At 59.8% G+C, this 21,758-nt stretch carries 17 protein-coding genes; 2 read left to right on the forward strand and 15 right to left on the reverse strand.

Going from position 1 to position 21,758, the window contains the following annotated elements; genetic code table 11:
- Positions 1–50: 50 nt before the first annotated feature.
- The 6 genes from B9G99_RS00600 to B9G99_RS00625 form a co-directional block, all read right to left on the reverse strand.
- Complete coding sequence (locus tag B9G99_RS00600) at positions 51–1,253, reverse strand: Bcr/CflA family multidrug efflux MFS transporter (protein ID WP_086620283.1); 1,203 nt, start codon at positions 1,251–1,253, stop codon at positions 51–53.
- Positions 1,254–1,317: 64 nt separating this feature from the next.
- Positions 1,318–1,809 (reverse strand): STAS domain-containing protein, encoded by a 492-nt coding sequence (locus B9G99_RS00605; RefSeq protein ID WP_086623197.1) that lies wholly within the window; start codon positions 1,807–1,809, stop codon positions 1,318–1,320.
- A complete protein-coding gene (locus tag B9G99_RS00610) occupies positions 1,802–2,944 on the reverse strand; it encodes a PP2C family protein-serine/threonine phosphatase (protein WP_086620284.1) in 1,143 nt (380 codons plus the stop codon). Before B9G99_RS00610 ends, B9G99_RS00605 begins: the two co-directional genes overlap by 8 nt.
- 32 nt (positions 2,945–2,976) lie before the next feature.
- A complete protein-coding gene (locus tag B9G99_RS00615) occupies positions 2,977–3,717 on the reverse strand; it encodes an MlaA family lipoprotein (protein ID WP_086620285.1) in 741 nt (246 codons plus the stop codon).
- Positions 3,718–3,900: 183 nt separating this feature from the next.
- On the reverse strand, positions 3,901–7,872 hold the full coding sequence (gene hrpA, locus B9G99_RS00620) for an ATP-dependent RNA helicase HrpA (protein WP_227875861.1): 3,972 nt from the start codon (positions 7,870–7,872) through the stop codon (positions 3,901–3,903).
- A gap of 163 nt (positions 7,873–8,035) precedes the next feature.
- Positions 8,036–9,715, reverse strand: coding sequence for an AMP-binding protein (locus tag B9G99_RS00625; protein WP_086620287.1), 1,680 nt, complete (start codon positions 9,713–9,715; stop codon positions 8,036–8,038).
- A 185-nt stretch (positions 9,716–9,900) separates the two neighbouring features.
- On the opposite strand from B9G99_RS00625, the gene cysK reads away from it, so the two are divergent.
- Positions 9,901–10,869, forward strand: coding sequence for a cysteine synthase A (gene cysK / locus B9G99_RS00630; protein ID WP_086620288.1), 969 nt, complete (start codon positions 9,901–9,903; stop codon positions 10,867–10,869).
- Positions 10,870–10,958: 89 nt separating this feature from the next.
- On the opposite strand, the gene B9G99_RS00635 is transcribed toward cysK, so the two are convergent.
- The 3 genes from B9G99_RS00635 to B9G99_RS00645 are packed head-to-tail and all read right to left on the reverse strand — an operon-like array spanning position 10,959 to position 13,991.
- Positions 10,959–11,747 (reverse strand): class II glutamine amidotransferase, encoded by a 789-nt coding sequence (locus tag B9G99_RS00635; protein ID WP_086620289.1) that lies wholly within the window; start codon positions 11,745–11,747, stop codon positions 10,959–10,961.
- Positions 11,740–13,521 carry a VWA domain-containing protein gene (locus tag B9G99_RS00640; protein WP_086620290.1) on the reverse strand — a complete coding sequence of 594 codons (1,782 nt, stop codon included), beginning with the start codon at positions 13,519–13,521 and terminating at the stop codon, positions 11,740–11,742. Before B9G99_RS00640 ends, B9G99_RS00635 begins: the two co-directional genes overlap by 8 nt.
- Positions 13,522–13,526: 5 nt before the next feature.
- Positions 13,527–13,991, reverse strand: a complete 465-nt coding sequence (locus tag B9G99_RS00645) for a hypothetical protein (protein ID WP_148663894.1) — start codon at positions 13,989–13,991, stop codon at positions 13,527–13,529.
- A gap of 51 nt (positions 13,992–14,042) precedes the next feature.
- Between B9G99_RS00645 and B9G99_RS00650 the strand changes: the two genes are divergently transcribed.
- Positions 14,043–16,136: a S9 family peptidase gene (locus B9G99_RS00650; RefSeq protein WP_086620292.1), complete on the forward strand. Its 2,094-nt coding sequence runs from the start codon at positions 14,043–14,045 to the stop codon at positions 16,134–16,136.
- A 150-nt stretch (positions 16,137–16,286) separates the two neighbouring features.
- Here B9G99_RS00650 and B9G99_RS00655 read toward each other — a convergent pair whose 3' ends face one another.
- From B9G99_RS00655 to dnaX, 6 genes are all read right to left on the reverse strand, one after another.
- Positions 16,287–16,736, reverse strand: coding sequence for a YcgN family cysteine cluster protein (locus tag B9G99_RS00655; protein WP_086620293.1), 450 nt, complete (start codon positions 16,734–16,736; stop codon positions 16,287–16,289).
- A 17-nt stretch (positions 16,737–16,753) separates the two neighbouring features.
- The gene (locus tag B9G99_RS00660; RefSeq protein ID WP_086620294.1) at positions 16,754–17,071 is read right to left on the reverse strand and encodes a YcgL domain-containing protein; all 318 of its coding nucleotides are present in this window, start codon (positions 17,069–17,071) and stop codon (positions 16,754–16,756) included.
- 27 nt (positions 17,072–17,098) lie between these two features.
- Positions 17,099–18,253 (reverse strand): ribonuclease D, encoded by a 1,155-nt coding sequence (gene rnd, locus B9G99_RS00665; protein WP_086620295.1) that lies wholly within the window; start codon positions 18,251–18,253, stop codon positions 17,099–17,101.
- 119 nt (positions 18,254–18,372) lie between these two features.
- Positions 18,373–18,990: a recombination mediator RecR gene (gene recR, locus B9G99_RS00670; protein WP_086620296.1), complete on the reverse strand. Its 618-nt coding sequence runs from the start codon at positions 18,988–18,990 to the stop codon at positions 18,373–18,375.
- A gap of 14 nt (positions 18,991–19,004) precedes the next feature.
- Entirely contained in the window at positions 19,005–19,331 is a 327-nt protein-coding gene (locus tag B9G99_RS00675) for a YbaB/EbfC family nucleoid-associated protein (protein ID WP_086620297.1), read from the reverse strand.
- A 49-nt stretch (positions 19,332–19,380) separates the two neighbouring features.
- A complete protein-coding gene (gene dnaX / locus B9G99_RS00680; protein ID WP_086620298.1) occupies positions 19,381–21,561 on the reverse strand; it encodes a DNA polymerase III subunit gamma/tau in 2,181 nt (726 codons plus the stop codon).
- Positions 21,562–21,758 lie beyond the last annotated feature (197 nt).

Raw genomic sequence — 21,758 nt, forward strand, 5'->3', positions numbered from 1 at the left:
TATCAATGTCAGACACTGCAACGACATGCACCCGCCACGCGGCGCGTGTTTCACAATGTCTTTTCCCTTGCACGAACAGACGGCGTCAGGACACGCAAAAGCGTATTGGCGCAAAGGCTTGCACTCACCATACCCAATACCATCGGCCAGATACTCTCTATCTGGAGCCCGCTGACCAGCGCGCCTGCCAGACCGCCGGCCGTAAACTGCAGACTACCCAGTACGGCATTGGCGGTCGCACTCATGTGGGGAAAATGATCCAGCATGGAGGAGACGGCATTGGGTGAAATCAGCCCGTTCACGCCGACGAAAAACATGATCAGTACTACCATCCACCATAGCGCATCTAGACCCGCGAGCACCGATGCAACAATCAATATCCCCGCCGTCAGCTGAATGCCAAGCCCCAGCCTCAAAAGCTGCTGAGGTGAATAGCGCGACAGAAGCCTTATATTCAGGCGGTTGGAAAGCGCCATGATCACAATATTGGCCCCAAAGAGGAACGGGTAAAGCTGACTGGAGACGCCGTAATATTCCATATAGACATATGGAGAGTTGTTAATAAAACAGAACAGGCCCGCAAAGGACAGGGAGACAGCGGCGATATAGCCCATGGCTTCGCGATGCTTGAGCACCAGCGCATAGTTGCGCAGAACCTGGCCTGTGCCATGAGGCGAGCGCTTGTCAGGCGTTCGGGTTTCAGGCAGATAAGTGATGATCAAATACAACAGCGCCGCGCCATACAGGGCCAGAAACAGGAAGATGGCCCACCAGTCAACCAGTGTCAGCAGCACGCTTCCAACCGTAGGCGCCACCAGCGGCGCCAGCATTAATATCATGACCATCGTTGAAAGCACCCGCGCCGCCTCTCTCCCCGAGAAGCAGTCCCGCACGATAGCCGGGGAATTGACCACACAGGCTCCACCGCCAAGCGCCTGCAGAAATCGCAATATCATGAGCGGCCAGAAGGCATCGATTCGGGTCAGCAATAGGCTGGACAGCGTAAAGGTGATAATGCCGCCCAGAAGCACCGGTTTGCGTCCAGTGCGATCCGACAGGGGGCCAAATACCAGCTGCCCCAGCGCCATCCCAAGCAAAAAGACACTGATCGAGAGCTCGGTCAGGTGAATATTGGCATCAATGTGCCGGGCAAGAGCAGGAATGGCAGGCAGGTAGGCATCAATGGCAAAGGGGGCCAGTGCCGTATTGGCGGCCACCAGCAAAGCCAGACGCCTGGCTCCGATAATAGGCAAGTCATACTCCAGATCAGACTCCGGGAGCGTGCGACGATCGTCGGGGCACACGTTTTTTTCGGGGTCAGGGCTCTCGCTGGGATTCCAGCAGGTCGATGAGCGGCTGAAACTCGATGCGATTGTGTTCGCTCATCGCCGCCAGTGTACGGTGGGCCTCAAGAATTCGATCGCGCAGCTCTTCTTCACTGCTTTCCAGCGCCGGTAGATCGCTGAAATCAGAAGGCTCCGACCAGGGCATATCGATGATGGTAACGTATTTTTGAAATCCCATGACATCAAGCATACGCCTGACATCGGGATGATCGACCGCTACCAGCGGCTGACCCGGAATGCGCTGACGAACGGCGAGCGCAATCTTGGCCAGAAATCCAAGCGCCGTGGAATCCATGTTGATCACCTGGCGCAGATCAATGATGACACGCTCAAGACCCGGAAGCTCCGCCAGGGGCTCTACCTGCTGGTCCAGGGTAGCACAGAGTGTCAGGCGCACATCTCCGGTCAACCTGAGCACAAAGGTGCCCTTTTCGAAAGCCGCCTGAAGTCGTCCTTCATCCATCATTGAAACCGCTCAGGGTAAGAAAGGTAATGTCATCCGGTAATGCATCGGACAGGGCCAGCGATGATTTCAGATCACTGATGCTCCCTGCATTGCCGATATGCTCGCACAGTGCAGAAAGGCGCTCTTCAAGGTTGTTTCCTGCCAGACAGTCAAAAACGCCATCCGAACAGAGCCAGAGTCTGAAATGCTCCGGCAGCTCACAATGATAGGTCGGATACTCGACGTCGGGAAACAGTCCGACAGCAGGCCCCTCCCCCTTGAGCTGACGCACGCTGCCTTTCGTGGCCAGAATCGGCATGGGCATCTGCGCGCCCAGGGAATAGTGCAGCGTACGTGTCTGGCAGTCGATCACACCAACCACGATGGCCGCATGCTTGCCGACACCAGTATCCAGAAGCTCCCGATTGAGTCGAGCAAGCCATCTGGCCGGCAGATTTTCCGGCAGACGTGCATTCCAGCGCGATAGCCAGCGCTGAAAAAGTGCCTTCAACAGCACCGTGACAAAGGCAGACGAGGCACCATGTCCGGCCACATCCGCAAAGCAGAACAGGACATAACGATCACCGTGGGCCTGATAGTCGAGAAAATCTCCCGACAAATAGAGCGATGGCGCCATCCAGTAATCGCCCTCGATGCCGTTGAGTCTGGCACACGGCATGGGCTGCAACCGACGCTGAATCTGTCCGCCGGCCTGAAGATCGGTACGCAGCGTGCTCAGATGCGTCTGAAGCTGTTCATTGAGCTGTTCCAGACGATCCCGATCACGCAACGCCGAGGCATGAACACGGCGACAGTCCAGCGCTCTGAGCATGAGCTGGGTTAAAAGCAACCCATGTCCTACCGGATCAACCACATAATCGAGAACGCCGGCCTCGACTGCCGCCAGCAGCGCTCGACTGTTGCGCTCCTGACTGATGACCACAATGGGCAGGCGCTGCACCAGCGACGCCCACTGTGATGCCGGCACGATATCAGCGTGCACGATCAGACCATCAAGCCCTTCGGGCAGCGCATCGATGTTGTCAGCCGCCAGCAACGTAAACCGGCCACACGCTGACAACGCCTGATAGAGCGCGTCACGACGCGCTCCAGGCTGATCGACAAGCGCTACCCTATTCGTATTGACAGGCATGAACGCTTTTCCGCCATGGTCGTTCGAAGAATTTATTCTGCAAAGTCGCTGTCATCGAACTCAAGATCATCACTGGCGAAGGGATCCTTGCCGGACCGACCGTCATTGATCAAAAACGCCCGGCGCTGCAGGTAGGCATCACGAATGAACGAGTAGCGGTCCCCCTGAATCAGCTTTTCCTGATCCAGCAATGAGGCTCGCGTCTGCACCAGATCGATAAACCGCACGCTCCAGCGTGTCACGTCATCATCAATATAGGTGACCGGATCGGTATACCAGTCCACCGGCATACCGGCCGTATCGCGTACGGTGCTCGGCCCGAGGAACGGCAGCACCAGGTAGGGCCCTGAACCGACTCCCCAGGTGGCCAGCGTCTGACCGAAGTCTTCGTCGTGCTGATCGATTCCCATACGGGTTGCCGGATCAAGGAAGCCGCCCAGACCCAGGGTGGTATTGATCAAAAGCCGCCCGATCGAGGTGCCGGCGTTGGTCAGCTTCCACTGCAGCAGGCTATTGAAGGAGTTGCCGACTTCCCCCAGGTTGGAGAAGAAGTTGCCCACCCCCTCCTGCACGGGTGTCGGTGTAATGTAGTCATACCCCTGCGCGACCGGCTTGAGCGCATAGCGATCCAGCGTGTCGTTAAAGGAGTACACGCCCCGGTTAAAGCCTTCCCAGGGATCCTGGGGGTTGCTGTCCTGCGTTTGCGCACCGGCACACCCTGCCAGCGTGACACAGGTAAAGGTTGCCGCGGCAATGTTCGACCATGTTTTCATTCGTTCACCCTGTCCCTTGTTATCTGCAGTGCCTGACGCGACTGCATTCCATTCTACTGCGGCAACCGCCTGCATGATGGCCTCCGTCCTGCACGGCCCTTTCAATAGCGCGCAAAGGAGTCAAGCGCCGCATTGTCAGCCGATTTCAGGCCACTGTACAGTCCAGCGGCCATCAGTCACGAGTCAGGAAGCCGTCAGCTCCTGCCACTGACGCTCCAGACGCTTGGTGGACACTGGCGCCAGCGTCCCCAGCTGCTGGGCGAAAAGCGAGACCCGTAGCTCTTCCAGCCACCATCCAAAATCTTCCAGTGCCCGCTCCTGAAGCGCGTTGCTCCCCTGCCTGCGGCGCCTTTCCTCGAGCCGGCGCTGGAAGTCGTTGACCTCCTCCATAGCCAGCTGATCGCGCCGTACTTCGCGCGGCGCCTTTTCAAGCCGGATCTGCGCTGCCTCCATATAGCGTGGATACTGGACCAGCCACTCTCCCGCGGCGCTGATAAAGCCCGGATAAACCAGCCGCTGCATCTGGGCACGAACATCACTAAAGCTGAGCGCCAGGTTAAAGGCCACCCTGCCCTTGAGGGCCTTGCTGACTTCAAGGTGACGCTTGAGAATGCGCTCCAGCAGCGCCACCAGCGACTCGGCCGTCTCGTGCAGTTGCGAACGCTCGCTTTCAAGGCGCGCTTCAAAGGCCGCCTGATCACGCGGTAACGGATCGAAGGCAAATACTTTCAGGAACACGGCCTCAATAAAATCATCCACCAGATCCCGCCGGGTGCCGACATTGGCATAAAGCAGCACACAACGCTCAAGTCCGGGCAGATCGCGAGCCAGAAAACGAACCTGATCCGGCAGACGGCGCATGGCCAGACGCTTGATGCCGTGGCGATGCTGCGCGTACGCCTTGTCGGGATGATCAAACAGCGTCACCCCCAGCGTGCCCCCCTCGTCCACCAGCGCCGGCCAGGCCTCGACACGAATGCCGGCCTGGTCACGCACATGAGACTGCGGCAGCGCCCCGGACGGGAACTGCGTCAGTCCCTGCTGCGACAGGGCATCCCCCGCCATGGCCTTCGTCCCTGCCACGGCCTCCTGCTCGAAACGCTCGATCAGGGCATTCAGGTCACGTCCCTCTCCCAGCACCTGCCCTTCATGATTGACCACGCGGATGTTCATGATCAGGTGCGCCGGCAGCTGCTCCGGACGCCACTCATCGGCCGACAGTCGGATGCCCGTTTTCTGACGTAGAAACTCCGCCAGCGCCGAGGTCAACGAGACGTTGCCGGGCGTCAATGCCGACAGCGCGGCATCGGCCCAGTCCGGAATCGGCACCACCTGGCGACGATACTGCTTGGGCAGCGACTTCATCAGCGCAATGACCTTGTCACGACGAAGGCCCGGCACCAGCCATTCCAGCCGCTCACCCGGCAGGGTGGAGAGCATGGACGCCGGTACCGTGATGGTGACGCCGTCATCCGGCTCGTTGGGCGCAAAGTGATAGGACAGCGGATAGCGAATCCCGCCGCCCTGATAGCTCAGTTCGAGCGTATCGGGATACTGCTCGACCGTCACCTCACTGGCTTCACGCGCCAGCAGGGTCTCCATGTCGAGAAACAGGATATTGGCATCCTGCTGCTCGGCGTGGCGCCGCCAGCGCTCGAAACTCTTGCCGTTATAGATATCGGCAGGAAGACGCGCTTCATAAAACTCGAACAGCGTCTGCTCATCCACCAGAATATCGCGGCGACGAGCGCGATCCTCGAGGTCCTCGACCTCCTCGATCAGCGCTCGGTTGTGCTCGAAAAAGGCACCGTTCGTCTGAAACTGTCCTTCCACCAGCGCATGACGGATGAACAGCTCCCGGGATTCCTCGGGCGCAATAGGGCCATAGTGCACCTTGCGGCGCGCAACGACTGGCAATCCGAACAGCGTGACCTGCTCATAAGCCACGACCTGGGCTCGCTTCATTTCCCAGTGTGGTTCGCTGTAGCTTCGCTTGGTCAGATGTACAGCGAGCGGCTCGATCCATTCCGGTCGGATGGCCGCCACCTGTCGAGCAAACAGGCGTGTTGTCTCCACCATTTCGCCCGCCATGATCCATTTGGGCGTACGTTTGGCAAGCCCGGAGCCCGGATGAATCATGAACTTGCGATTGCGCGCACCCAGGTATTCCCGTGGCTCCTTGTCGGAGCCGGCATGTAGCCCCAGGTTGGACAAAAGCCCGGTCAGCAGTGCCTGATGGAGACGAGCAATATCGGGCTCACCCTCGTTTTCGACCAGCGAAAGCTCGCGGGTGAGCTGCTTGAGCTGCCGATAGGTATCGTGCCACTCGCGCAGGCGCAGATAGCTCAGGTAGTTGTCGCGACACCAGCGTCTCAGCTGATTGCCGGATAGTTCGGCACGGCTGGCTTCGAAGCCCTGCCACAGATTGATCCAGGCGGTGAAATCGGAGTCCTTGTCCAGCCACTGACGATGCTTTTGATCTGCCGCCTCGCGTTTCTCGGCCGGCCGCTCCCTCGGGTCCTGAATGGAGAGCGCACTGACCACGATCAGCGTTTCGCGAAGGCTGCCGAACTCACTGGCGGCCAGCACCATGCGCGCCAGGCGCGGGTCGATCGGCAACCGTGCCAGCTGCCGACCGGTTTTGGTCAGATGCTGGCGCTCGTCCACAGCCCCCAGTTCAAAGAGCAGACGAAAGCCATCCTTGATAAAGCGGCTGTCCGGCACATCCACGAAAGGGAATCTGCCGATATCGCCAAGCCCCAGCGACAGCATGGAGAGAATGACCGACGCCAGATTGGTGCGCTGAATCTCGGGCTCGGTGTAGGCCGAACGCGACAGGTAGTCCTCTTCGCTGTAGAGGCGAATACAGACACCTTCGGCGATACGGCCACAGCGCCCGCGACGCTGATCGGCGCTGGCCTGACTGATCGGCTCGATCGGCAGACGCTGTACCTTGGCGCGATAGCTGTAGCGGCTGATGCGCACCAGTCCCGGGTCGATCACATAGCGAATGCCGGGCACGGTCAGCGACGTTTCCGCCACATTGGTCGACAGCACAATACGTCGGCCCGTGTGCGGAGCAAACACCCGGTTCTGCTCGCTATTGGAAAGTCGTGCATACAGCGGCAGCACTTCGGTATCGCGCAGCTCAAGCTTGCGTAGCGTATCGGCCGTTTCGCGAATCTCGCGCTCGCCGGGCAGAAAGATCAGGACGTCACGCGGGCCGGTGTACCAGCGCTTTTCACGCTCGATACGTCCGATTTCCTCGACGGCCGCCACAATGCCTTCCTGCAGCGTTTGATCTTCCTCTTCACGCTCGTCACGCACCAGCGGGCGATAATGCGTTTCCACTGGATAGGTCCGTCCGGATACCTCGATGACCGGCGCCGGTGTGACGGAGCCATCGTTGTGATGCTGGCCAAAGTGACGTGAAAAACGCTCCACATCGATGGTGGCAGAGGTAATGATGACCTTGAGGTCGGGGCGATCTGCCAGCAGCCGCTTGAGATAGCCCATCAAAAAATCGATATTGAGACTGCGTTCGTGCGCCTCATCGATGATGATTGCGTCATAGCGCAAAAGCTGCGGGTCATGCTGGGTTTCGGCCAGCAGGATCCCATCGGTCATCAGCTTGACCCGAGTGGTCGGATCGGTCTGATCGGTAAAGCGCACCTGATAACCAATGGCGCTACCGAGCGCACTGTTCGTTTCCTGCGCCAGTCGCTGTGCCACGCTGCGAGCCGCCAGCCGGCGCGGCTGGGTATGGCCGATCAATCCGCGAACGCCCAGGCCAAGTTCCAGACACATCTTGGGCAGCTGCGTGGTCTTGCCGGAACCGGTCTCGCCAGCTATCACCACGACCTGATGATCGCGAATGGCCTTCACAATATCGTCATGACGCTCGGAGACCGGCAGCTCCGGAGGATATTCAAGCGTCACGGGCTGACCAAGACGTCCCTGAACCTGAGCTGCAGAGCGCGTCAGCCGGGCATCGATATCCTTTAACGCCCTGTCGACAGGCTGACCGCGGCGAATGCGCCCGGTCAGGCGCTCCAGACGCTGTCCCTGGGTTACGGCATCGCTGATCAGCACGTCATCAAGGCGGCGACGCAGTGATGCATGCGCCTGCTGCGCCGACTCACTGGAGTCAGTCACGTTCTCGCTCAAGGTACCCTCTGGACTTTTGAAACCGCCAAGGCGGTAGTGACAACGGTCATGACATGGCCATGACCGCTCGATGGAAAGGTGTTTCAACAACTCAAAAACACAGGGATTATTGTAGCGCCAATCAGGCCCTGGCGGCCAATCGCACCACCGCTCAGGAAGCGTTCTGATGCTCGCCTGACAGTTCATCACGCAGCATGCGGCGCAGGACCTTGCCAACAGTGCTGCGCGGGAGTTGATCGCGAAACTCGAAGCGCCTGGGCACCTTGTAGCCGGTCAACTCCTGTCGACACCACTGCTTGAGCGCCGACGCGTCAAGATTTGCGCCATTTCGCGGCACGATGAACGCCACCACACTCTCTCCGCAGTCTTCGTCCGGCACACCGATGACCGCCACCTCGTGAATGTCTTCGTGCCTTAAAAGCACATCCTCGACTTCATTGGGATAAACGTTGAACCCGGAACTGACGATCATGTCCTTTTTGCGGTCCACGATCCGTACAAAACCATCCTGCTGAAGCACGGCGATATCACCTGATCGAACCCAGCCGTCCTCGGTGAGCGTTTTAGCAGTCTCCTCGGGAAGGTTCCAGTAGCCCTTCATGACCTGCGGCCCCTGTACACAAAGCTCACCAGGCGTGTCGTAGCCCAGTGGCTGATCGTTATCATCGAGCACCTTCAAAAGCGTGCCGGCGACCGGCCGGCCGATGGCGCCCGGCTGAATCCGGTCCGGCGGATTGACACATACCACCGGTGAGGTCTCGGTCATGCCGTAGCCCTCAAGCACAGCAGAGCCTGTCACCTCATACCAGCGATTGGCCGTGGTCGTGTTGAGCGCCATACCGCCCGAGACGCTGAGCTTTAAATGGCTGAAATCCAGCTTTCTGAAATCATCACGCCGACACAGGGCGGCAAACAGCGTATTAAGACCGATAAAGGCCGAGAAGGGCTGTTTCCCAAGCGTTTTGACAAAACCATCCAGATCCTTCGGATTGGGAATCATGACGCTGTGGCTGCCGGTTTCACAGCCGAACATGCAGTTCACGGTGAACGTATAGATATGATAAACCGGCAGAGGCGCGATGATGGTTTCCTGACCCCGTGTGACGGCACTGCCCAGCACTTCGCCGGTCTGGCGCATGTTGGCCACCAGATTGGCATGCGAGAGCATCGCTCCCTTGGGCGTGCCGGTCGTGCCACCGGTGTACTGAAGAATGGCAAGATCATCATCACGTCCCCAGCGACTATCATCCACCTGCCCCTTGTGCTTGAGGATCTGCCGCATGCCGACGGCATCGGGCAGATGGTAGCGCGGCACCTGACGGGCAATGTAGCGTGCACCGAGATTGTATTTAAGACGCGACGGCAATGGGTGCAGGTCCGCCACCTCGGTGACCACGACGTGGGCAATCGGCAGACGCTTGAGCACGGCTTCAAGCTTGTGGGCCATGTGCGCAAACACCACCACACCACTGACGCCGGCATCAGCGAACTGGTGATACATCTCGTCGGCCGTGTACAAGGGGTTGGTATTGACGATCACCAGACCCGCTTTTAGCGCTCCGAAAACAGCTACCGGATACTGCAAAAGGTTGGGTAGCACGATTGCCAGCCGATCACCTGGCGACATGTCGGTCTGCTCAATGATCCAGTGCGCAAAACGGTCCACCAGCGTCTTCATTTGCGCATAGGTCAGCGTACTGTCCATGCAGGTAAAGGCAGGGCGATGGGCATACTGCGCGCAGGCCTTTTCAAACACATCAAGGATCGATCGGTAGCCGTCGTCCCCTTCGAGCGCTGGCCCTTCAAGCATTGCCGTTGTCTTCTCGCTCATGCCGTCTCCCGGTCATCATGGCGCTTGCAGCCAGGTATCGTTTCATGGAAAACCCCTAAAATAGCATGAAAGCCTGTGAACAAGGCGGAGTCCCGGGGCTCGACGAAGGTCGCGACCTCTCGGCACAATGGCGTAGGCATTTTTACCCTGTTTCTATCAGACAGCTTACTGACACGGAGCACGCGATGAGCAATATTCTGGAAGACAACTCCCAGGCAATCGGACAAACACCACTGGTCAGGGTTCGACATCTGACCGACCATCCTCGCGTTTATGCCAAGCTCGAATCGCGCAATCCTGCGCTGTCAGTCAAGTGCCGTATCGGTGCCAACATGATCTGGGACGCCGAAAAGCGGGGCGTTTTAAAGCCGGGCATGGAGATCATCGAACCCACCTCGGGCAACACCGGTATCGCACTGGCCTTTGTGGGCGCAGCCCGTGGCTACAAGGTCAAGCTGACCATGCCGGCGTCGATGAGCATCGAACGTCGCAAAGTGCTCAAGGCACTGGGGGCCGAACTGGTGCTGACCGAACCCGCACGTGGCATGAAAGGCGCCGTGGAGCGTGCCACCGAACTGCGCGATGCAGAACCCGAGCGCTACTTCATGCCCTCCCAGTTCGAAAATCCGGCCAACCCTGAAATTCATGAAAAAACCACCGGTCCCGAGCTGTGGGACGCCACTGACGGCGATTTGGACGTTCTGGTGGCCGGCGTCGGCACTGGCGGCACCATCACCGGGATCTCGCGCTATTTCGAGAAGACAAAAGGCAAGACACTACACAGCGTCGCCGTAGAGCCGGCAGAATCCCCGATCATCGGGCAGCGTTTGCGTGGTGAGGACATCACACCCGCCGGCCACAAGATCCAGGGCATTGGCGCCAACTTCATCCCGGCCAACCTGGATCTGGACTATATCGATCAGGTCGAAGCCGTCACCAGTGAAGACGCCATGGCCATGGCGCGCCGCCTGATGAGCGAGGAAGGCATGCTGGTGGGTATCTCCTGCGGCGCTGCCATGGTCGCCGCCCTGCGTCTGGCAGAAGACCCGGCCTACCGTGACAAGGCCATTGCGGTCATTTTGCCCGACAGCGGCGAGCGCTATCTCTCGACTGCGCTGTTTGAAGGCATGTTTACCGAAGAAGAACTGAGCTGACAGACGCGGCGTGGATAGCCAGAAACGCCGCAGACACCCGGAGGTGTCTGCGGCGTTTGATATTCAAGGGGCTTGCAGACCCTGAAGTATCAGGCCAGAGCAGCTTGCAGTGAGCTGACATGACACCGCTCACCATCGCAAAAGGCCATGGCCTCGCCGGGATGCATGTCCTGCCAGCCCGACTCGCTGGTCAGAGGCGTTGTGGCCAGCAGGGTGTAGACCGTAGTGCTGTCGCAGCGGCTGGCCAGGTCGACATGTTCACCGCTGTCCAGCGAGGTCACGGTGGCAAAGGGAGCCCGACGAGTGAGCCAGCACATCTTCTTGCTGCAGTAGGTATAGAGGACCCGACCATCACTGAGCATCATGTTGAAAACGCCCATTTGTGCCAGCTGATCACCACACTGGCGTAGCTGCTCACATACCGCCATGAAGTCCTCGCTGTCTGCATCCGCAAGCTGATCCATCAGCCAGCAAAAGGCATGCTCACCATCGGTGGTGCCCATCGGCGTGAATCTACCGGACAGCTTGAGCGCTTCAAACCCATGGAGCTGCCCCTGCATGATATAGCTCCAGCGCTGGCCGCCTGCTTCACGAGTAAAGGGATAGGTATTGCGAATGTCAACGCTGCCCTCGTTGGCCTGACGCAGATGTCCCAGCATGTTCAGTGCCGGGATTTCGTCATCGCCAAGCAGGGTGGCCAGCGGAGACTCCACGGCCGGTCTCAGGTCATGAAAGTCGTGATAACCATCGCGGCGGTAAAATCCGACACCAAACCCGTCTCTGTGCGGACCGTTGGCCCCTCCGCGATGTCGGAAGCCACGCCAGCTGAAACCGGTACTGACCGGCTGATTGGCGTTCATGCCCAGTAGTTCACACACTCGGGTCTCTCCTCTGTCGAGGACGCTGACGTCGCAGGCGACGCCGTCGATAGGCAAGCATCAAAAAGAGCAGCAACAGTACAGCGGCCACTCCCCAGGCACGAGGGTCCTGCGACCAGTGCATGATCTGCGCTCTGGCCGCGGGCCAGTTTTCCTGCGCCAGAGACCAGAGACGCTGCAGCGACCAGGACTGATCTTCATCGCCCTCTTCGGGAGAGGCCATCCTTTCGCCGCTGATCGCATCCCGATCAAGCCGGGCTCCGGAAAGCCGGGTCGCGACATCGCTGTTGAGCACCACCGGCGGCAGCGGAATCTCGAGAATTCTATTATCCAGACCTACCGTGGCGCTCAGATCAACCGGAACGGATTCATCAGGCAGGTTGTCGGGCAGTGTCACCTGCCAGCGGTCCGCTGCCAGCGGCCTGACCTCGAGAGTTTCTCCCTGCAGCTGCGCACTGATACGCGTATTGTCACGCGTCAGACGAGGCCAGGCGGCGGTCAGGGTAATGCGTGACTGATCCTTGGAGAGTGTGGCATCAATAATCGGCACCACATTGACACTGTGCGTCAGCAGGCGCGCAAATGACTCGCCACGTGCCTGGAGTGCGAGCTCTGCATTACCCGTTTGATCAATACGTTCAAGGCGCCCACGGTAATGGCCGTCTGACTCGCGCTGCAGGCGGGTACTGGTGATATCGCCCTGCGATCCGCGTAATACGGCATCGACGGCTGGGTGCTGCGCGACGTCACTACCCTGATCGCTCATGCCTTCCAGCCAGACATCCAGGGGATGGTCAATATGAGCATACAGCGTGGCCGGGATGCTGGCACTGCGCAGCTGAAGGCCTGAATCGATCAGGATGCGCGAGCCGGCACCGACCGGCCCCTCGATCTGCCACTGGCCGGAAGCGGGTTCGGGCACGGTAATCAGCTCATAGCGATCATCATGACGCCAGCGACTCGCCCCGCCCGGGGCATCGATGCTCAAACGCTCGCCATTCGGGCCGATCAGGGTGACCGGCCCCTCGCCCTGATCATGAAAGATCAGCGCCGTAAATTCGCGTACCTGGTCATCGACCCGAAACCGGCCCTCTGCCAGCGGCAATTGCTGACGTGGTGCCACCTGATCGAGTACATCAAGAAAGGAGCGCAGCAGCGCCTGAGAATCCTCCGCCACCGAGGCCAGCCCGCCGGTCTGCTGCGAAATGGATCGCATCAGGTCAATATCGGCATTACGAGATAACGCGATGGTGTGGATGACCACGTTTTGCCCGGCAAGATCCGGGGCCAGCGTGTTGATAATGCGCTCGCGCGAGGCGCGATCCCGGCCGGTCTTGTCGCTGACGGCCGGGACATCCACCATGCCATCGGTCAGCACGATAAGATGCGTCCTGCCATCCCCTGTTACTCCCTGGGTGGCAAGATTGAGCGCCGACTCGAGATCGGTAAACTGCTCATAGCGCGTCAGTTGAGGCAACACGGACAGCGCACGCTGGCGCCACTGATCATTGACGACACCCATGGCCAATGGGTTGGCCACATGCTGGCCAAAGGTCCATAGCCCTGCACGCACATCATCGGGCAACAGATCCACCATCAGGCGAACCCCGCTGGCACGCAGGTTATCGGGGTCGTTGTTTTTCATGCTGCCGGAGACATCGATGGCTAAACGAACGTCGCCCTGCTCGGGCAAGTCCTGCGACGTCGCCTGAGCCGGCAGCGCCATCAGGGTCAGCAACAACCATACACCTGTCATCAGCCACCGATACAGCATAGGGCCTATCTCCCGAGCGAAGGTTCCCGTCGCGCCGGCGCATCTTCCCGACGTTGCCGTGAGGCATCACGATCATCCCGGCGGTCTCTGGTTCGAGCCCCTCCGGAACGGTCATCGTCATCATGATCACGTCGACCGCGGCGGCCGATAAAGAAGGTCACCAGCATCCCCAGCACTGCACCAATGGCCATCGGAGCACCGCCAAACAGGATCTGGCCACCGTTATTCTGCAAAAAGCCCACGGCAGTCACCACCAGAGACGGTGCCCAGCCCGAATAGCCAAGTTCCGATTGCGGGCCGGGAACTGAAAAGAACGCCGGCATCCAGAGCAGCCCTGCAACCGCCCCGGTAACCAGCCAGCGCGGCAGGCGTGGTAAAAATGAAATGGCGAAGTAGCCGAAGACCAGCACCGCAACGGATAATACGAACCAGCATAGCCACAATAGTGGGATCGAGTCTGAAATCAGCACGCCCTTGATACCTCCGGGTTAAATACAACGATCAATGTTACACTGCACATTATGAAAGAACACCCATCTCCCGCGCCGGTGGCGCGCTTCAAAAAAGTCGAAGACCCCCACTGGCACTGGCTTGAAAACCGTGACGCGCCAGAGGTGGCCGAGTTTCTTGAAGCCGTAAACCTTGAATGTGATCAGTGGTTTGAACCACTTGAATCGCTCACACAGACCCTGTTTGACAGCCACCTCGCCCGACGCGAGCTGGCCGTGACCGGTCTTGCCACCCCCTTTGACCATTTCGTGTACTGGAGCGAAACGGCGGCGGATGCCGACTACCCGGTCTTCTGGCGCCATCCGCTCGGTGAAGGCTTCGATCATCTCGATGTCGAGCGTCGTGGTCACGAGTGTCTGATCGATCTTCAGGAACTCTCCCGGCACAGCAGCTTTCTCGAGCTGGGGGACCTGTCCCTGTCCGAAGACGAACAGTGGATGGCCTGGACGCTGGACACTCAGGGCAATGAATATTTCGATCTCTACCTGCGTCATTTGCCCGATGGCGAGACAATTCGTCTGGAGCGCGGCATCGGGCCCGATCTGTGCTGGGCCGAAGACAACGCCACTGTGCTCTTTACGCGCTATGACACCACCCAGCGTCCGGCGACGGTCTGGCGACGTCACCGCCATCATGATGATGCCGTCTGCATCTTTGAAGAGAGCGACGTCGAGTTCTGGGTCGGCCTGGACAAGACCCGCTCAAGAGAATGGCTGGTCATTCACAGTGCCTCCAAGGACACCAGTGAAGCCCATCTGGTTCCCGCCAAGGCGCCGGAAACTGCACCGACCTGTTTTCATCCGCGCGAGACCGGAGTGGAGTATGGCCTGGATCACCGCCCGGGCATGTTTTACGTGCTTCACAACAGAAATGCCGTGCATTTCTGCCTTGACCGTGCCGAAGAGCAGGCGTTTGATCGATGGATACCCATGATCGAGCATCGCGCGGATACCACGCTTGAAGACGTGGACGCGTTCTCGTGGGGACTGGTACTGACCGAGCGCGACCATGACAGCGCTCAGGTGCATCTGCGCCTCATGCAACTGGATGAGCACCATGACGTCACGCGCGATGAGTGGCTGCCCATCTTTGAGACACCCTGTAGTCTCGGGCTTGCCGACACGCCCCATTTCGATACGCGCCAGCTTCGACTGCACGAAGAGTCGTTTACGACCCCACCCCGCTGGGTTGAATTCGATATCGACAGTGGCGAGCGACGCCTGCTTCGCCAGCAGCCCGTCTATGGTGATCTACAGCCCGGTCATTTGGCCTGTCGCCGACTCTGGGCCACCTCCTTCGATGGCGAGCGGGTGCCGGTATCGGTAGTGGCGCGGGCGGATCTGATCGACCACGGTCCGCTGCCCACCCTGCTCTATGGCTATGGCGCCTACGGCCAGACACTCGATCCCTGGTTCTCCATCTCGCGCCTTGAACTTCTCGCGCGCGGCGGTGCCTTCGCCGTGGCCCACGTACGCGGTGGCGGTGATCGGGGCGAGCCCTGGTATCTGGCCGGCAAGCTGGAATACAAGGAGAACAGCTTTCGGGATTTTCTGGCCGCTCGCAACGTATTGGTAGAGCATGGTCTGGCCGAAGAGCATCACGTTGCCGCTTACGGTGCCAGTGCCGGCGGACTGCTGGTGGCGGCAAGCGTCAATCTGGACCCACATGCCTTTTGTGCGGCGGTGCTGGACGTCCCCTTTGTCGATGTGCTGCGCACCATGGAAAACCCTGACCTGCCACTGACGACGGCAGAGTATACCGAATGGGGCAATCCGGAAGAGCCGGAAGCCCATCGTCGTATCAAGGGATATTCTCCACTGAACAATCTGGTTCCCGCACCCTGGCCGGCCGTCTATCTTCAGGGCAGCTGGCACGACTCACGGGTGCCCTACTGGGAGCCGGCCAAGCTCTACGCACGCCTGATCGAACTCGACAGCGCCCGTGGACCGGTCATGCTGCGCACCGACATGAGCGCCGGCCACGGCGGTGCCTCAGGACGCTTTCATGCCTGGCGTGACGCGGCCCGACAGGACGCCTTTATCCTGTGGGCGCTGGGACTGTCTGACGTCTCGCCCACCGTCGAAACGCTGTCGCAGGACGACTGAACGCGATGGGTGCTGCAAGGGCGCCCATGATCAATAAGTTGTCACACGATCATGTCAAACCAGAAGGGCGCGCCTCATGACCGAGGCGCGCCCTTCTTGAACGCGATATTTCACTGATTCCAAAGCTTCGCCGATCCCCGAGCATGGTGCTTACGACTGGCAGGGCATCACGGCAATGATGTAGTCCTCGTAGTCCTGCTCGGGCACCTTCTCCTCACTCACCGCCATACCGTGTACGCTGACGCCTGCGCGGCGCGCCCCCTGCGGATCGCCACTGATCAGCGGATGCCATTTGGGCAGCGGTTTTGATTGCGCCAGGCGCCGATAGCCACAGGTGTCAGGCAACCAGTGAAATGCCCGGGCACGCTCCGGCGTCAGTTGCAGGCAATCAGGCACCTTGTCAAAGCGGTGCTCGTAATCGCTGCAGCGACACACGGTGGTATCAAATAGCCGGCAGGCAACCGACAGCGTTACGATTTCCTGATGCTCCTCGTCCTCGAGACGGACCAGGCAGCACTGCCCGCAGCCGTCGCAGATGGCCTCCCACTCCTCGGGCGTCAACGCCTCCAGCGGAAATCGCTCCCAGAATCGCTCTCGCATATAGCCTCCCGACAACCCTATTCAGGTGTTCGGTCATCAAAGCGAGCACTGACATCAAAGGCCAGATCCCGCGTTCGTGCATCGCCACCCGGCGGCATCTGAAGATAATAGCCCTTTTCCTTCAGTGCCTCGATGACCCGAGCGGTATCGACGCGCGCCAGCTGACGCTCCGGGGTCATGACCATCATCATGATGGACTGAGGCGTGCCAAAGCCTTCCAGTAGAGTCTCTGGCACCACCTCCAGCCCCTTGGTGCGATCCACGTATAAAAACATCTCTTCCTGACGCGGGCTCTTGTAGATCTGACACAGTAGCGGTGTCGGTGTCGAGGTCATGGGATTCTCCGAAAAAGCGTAATGGCTTCAGCGCCCGTGGGCATCCGAACCCCGTGAGCGATTATCACGTGACAGGGCCGACACCAGGGCATCGTTGAGCACCTCGCCACGCCAGCCGCTCATGCAGGGCCAGTCGGTGCCCTGAATATCCGCACTGATCCAGCGCTCAAGCTCACGACGAGTCACGAGTACTTCTGCCGGCAAGGACAATGCCGTGGCGCGCTCATTGACCGCCGCCTTCAATGCTTTCATACGCTTTTTGTACGCATCGCTGATGGGAGAAGGCAACGTATTGGGCAGATCAGACGTCTCCAGTCGCACCGCCTCTTCGATCAGGGCCAGCAGCGTGTCGCCTTCGCGCTTGATCAGGGCAGGCTTGACGCCATCGACCCGGGAAAGCTCATAGCGGTTGCCCGGCAGTGCCGCCGCCATTTCCATCAGGGTGGCATCACTGGCCAGCCAGTTGCGCGGCAGATTGCGCTCGCGTACGGCGCGTTCACGCCAGACACAAAGGCGCTGAAAGGCCGCCAGTTGTCGTGATTCCAGACGCCAGGCGTTGCGGTGACGCAGATACCAGTTCGCGTCGTCGCGCGGGCCTTTTGCGACGCTGACCAATGCCCGACAGTCCTCAAGCAGCCATTCAAGCCGGGCCTTTTCTTGAAGAGATGACTGTTGTCGCTGCCAGATCAATGGCAACCAGACCACATCCAGTGCCGCATAGCGACACTGTTCCTCGCTCAGTGGACGCTGCAGCCAGTTGGAGCGGGTTTCTCCCTTTGGCACATGCGCCTGCGCCCAGTGGTCCACCAGCCGCTGATAGCTGATGGAGCTCTCCTCGCCCAGCAGAGCATGGGCCATCTGGGTATCCACCAGCGGTGAAGGCACATCGCCGATCCAGAGCGTAAATATTTCCATGTCTTCACTGCAGGCGTGCAGTATCTTCAACGGCCCCGTATCGCCCAGCAGGGTGCGCAGCGAGTCGCTCGGCGCCACCGCGGTCGGGTCGATCAGATAGACGACATCGGCATCCCCCAGCTGAATCAGTGCAGGCACCGGATAGAAGGTGGTTTCGCGCATGAACTCGGTATCCACCCCGATCACATCGCGAGTGGCAAGATCAGCGCAGGCGCGCTCGAGCGCTTCTTCGGTATCGATAAAGTGCCAGGTAACTTCAGTGGGCATGGTTATTGGGTCTACAGCCGCCTGCCGGCACTCGAGCCGACAGTGAATCAGAAAAAACAAGCCGCATGGCGGCTTGTCGCATCGGTCAGGTTTACTTCAAGCAACGTTATGGCATGGCATCAGTTGGCGTCCTGCTCGCCAAAGGGTTGACGCCCCATGAACGCACGTGACAGCGTCCCGCCATCGACATATTCAAGCTCGCCTCCCATCGGTACGCCATAGGCCAGACGCGAGCAGCGTACCCCCAGTGCACGCAGCTGCTCGGCGATATAGTGGGCCGTTGCCTCTCCCTCGACGGTAGGATTGGTGGCCAGAATCAGCTCCTCGATCTGGCGCTGATGGACCAGCGCTTCCAGCTGATCCAGCCCCAGGTCAGCGGGGCCGATGCCGTCGATGGGCGAGAGATGGCCATGCAGGACGAAATAGCGCCCACGAAATCCGCCGGCCTCTTCGATGGCCAGCAAATCGGCCGGAGATTCCACCACACACAGGGCGTGGTCATCCCGGCGAGCATCCTCGCAGATACTGCACAGCCGGCTTTCCGTCAGGTTACGACAGCGCTCACAGTAGCCCACTCTTTCAAGCGCCTCGCCCAGCACTTCCGCCAGCCGGCGTCCGCCTTCGCGGTCACGCTCCAGCAGATGGAAGGCCATGCGCTGCGCCGTGCGAGGACCAACGCCCGGCAGCACTCGCAGCGTCTCAAGCAAACGATCGATCAGCGGTGAAAATGTCGCCATGAATTGCGCGTATCCTAGAAAGGCATCTTGAAGCCGGGCGGCAGATTGAGCCCCTGGGTGGCTTCTTCCATTTTGGTGCGCGAGTTGACTTCAACCTTGCGCACGGCGTCGTTGACAGCCGCGGCCAGCAGGTCTTCAAGAAATTCCTTGTCTTCCTGCATGATGGCCGGGTCGAGCTCGATCGATGTGACATCATGCCGACCGTTCATGGTCACCTTGACCATACCGGCACCGGATTCACCGTGCACTTCGGTGTCAGCAATCTCTTCCTGCACCTTTTGCATCTTGTCCTGCATTTCCTGAGCCTGCTTCATCAGGTTGCCCATGCCACCCTTCATCATGATTGCGTCCCTCAAGAGTCGTTAAATCAAACCGTTATCAATTGCCAAATTAGCCGTTGCCGGCATCATCCTGCTCGAACGAAGTCACGCTGCGCTCCAGCAGGCGGGCACCAAACACTTCCTGTAGAGACTGAATATGCGGGTCATCACGCAAGGCTTCAATGGCACGCTGCAATCGCGCCTGCTCAAGCCGTGCCCGACGTCGGGCCGGGGTCTCGATACGCTCATCGATCTCCCCTACCTCGATGCTCACTCGACGTGACAGGCCGCGTGCCGCCAGCGCCTTTTGAAGACGTTCCCGGTGAACTTCAGCGTTCATGGCACTCTGGGAATGATGCAGCCACATGGCGAGATGCTGACCGTCATCATGGTGCACCACGCAATTGGCCACCAGATTGGCCGTCATTCCCGAAAGCCCGAGCCGGGAAAAAAGCTCAAGCCAGCCGGCGTTGTCGATCGGCGTGTGATCCGCCTCGACCGGCAGGGCATGAGAAGTCACACCAGTATCTGATGCGCCATCATCCAATGCGTCGTCTGTCGATGAATCAACATCATCGCGTGGCGCTTCATCGCCAAGCCCTTCGACCATCGTGGCAAGCGCCTGGGCCTGACCGGCCGCATTCTCCCCGACCGCTTCATTCATGTACTCATCGAGCGGGTCATCATGGTCCTCTTCGTCATCGTCAGGCACCTCGATGGCCGGCGCTATCCGCGACGGTGCCGAGGACGCACCAAACATGGCCTGATGCGTGTCCGTAACCTCGGGCACCTCCGGCGTAACGCTCGGCTGAGGATGATCGGCAGGGATGCTCTCCCCGGCCTCTTCATACAGCGCCTCGCCATAGGCGGCGCTCTCTGATGCATCGACCAGCGACGCGGCAGCGTCATCATCATTCCAGGGCGGTGCCGGGACAGGCGCAGACGGCTCGGCAGCAGATGGTGCGGGCTCGGCCTGTACGGCCGGGATTTCCATCGCCGCCGGGGAAGACGTTGCAGGCGTCGATGCGTTCGACTCATGCACCGCATGGGCAGATGTCGCCTCGACAGGCGCCGTTTGCGAGGCTGTGGCGGTGTCCGTCGCCGGTGGCGGTGTCGATGACGCCTCGCCCCGTATTGGCAGCGGCTTGTTATCCGGTGAGGGCGCGCCCTGCGGGCGGAAGGCCAGCATCCGCAACAGCGTCATTTCCAGCGCCGTTCGCTGCTCGGGGGCATTATCCATGTCCCCTCGGCCGTTGAGCGCAATCTGATAATAAAGCTGCACGTCTTCAGGCGTGAAGTGTGCGGCCAGAGCGATCAGAGCCTCGCGATCGCCCTGGGCGTTATCCAGTGCCGCTGGCACCATCTGCGCGATCGCCAGACGATGAAAGACGCCGCACAGGGCATCCAGTACGCCGGCAAAATCGGGGCCCTGCTCAGCCAGATGCGCCACCCTTGCCAGTACATCGGCGGCATCACCACCGGCCAGCGATTCAGCCAGCGCCAGAATCTGTCGATGATCGAGCGTGCCGAGCATCGCGATGACGTCCTGCTCGCGCACTTCCCCGTGACCAAAGGCAATGGCCTGGTCGGTCAGCGACATGGCATCGCGCATGGAGCCATCCGCAGCGCGCCCCAAGAGCCAGAGCGCTGCAGTATCGAAGGCGGTCTGCTCCTGGGTCAGCACATGCCCCAGATGATCCACGATACGCTCGGGCGTCATGCGTTTGAGCGCAAACTGCAGACAGCGCGACAGCACCGTAATGGGCAACTTTTGCGGGTCGGTGGTGGCCAGCAAGAAACGCACGTGCGGTGGCGGCTCTTCCAGTGTCTTGAGCAGCGCATTGAAACTGTGGGTCGACAGCATGTGTACCTCGTCGATGAGGTACACCTTGTAACGGCCCTGGGTAGGCGCGTACTGCACGTTGTCGAGCAGCTCACGAGTATCTTCAACACGGGTCCGCGAGGCAGCATCCACCTCGATCAGATCGACAAAACGCCCCTGATCGATGTCCTGACAGGTTCGGCACTGCCCGCACGGGCGCGACGTCACGCCGGTTTCACAGTTCAGACACTTGGCCAGAATGCGTGCCAGTGTGGTTTTGCCCACACCACGCGTGCCGGTAAACAGGTAAGCGTGGTGCAGCCGTCCCTGATCAAGCGCGTTGACCAGCGCACGACTGACATGCTCCTGCCCTATCAGCTCATGAAATGTGCGCGGCCGCCATTTGCGGGCCAGTACCTGATAGCTCATGCAGCGCGATAGCCTGTAATCGAAGCGGTGAAGTGTCGACGTACCGGAAAGCTCGTCGATCCGATGGATAGGCCGACCATTCTATCGGCTGGGCACAGATGCGCCAATCAATCCCTGACAACGACTCGCGTCATGATCAGTGGTGACAGCGTTTCAATGAAGGTGACGTCATGAAAGACAGCACAACATGACCGAGA

It is taken from the genome of Kushneria konosiri (assembly GCF_002155145.1).
GTDB lineage: Bacteria > Pseudomonadota > Gammaproteobacteria > Pseudomonadales > Halomonadaceae > Kushneria > Kushneria konosiri.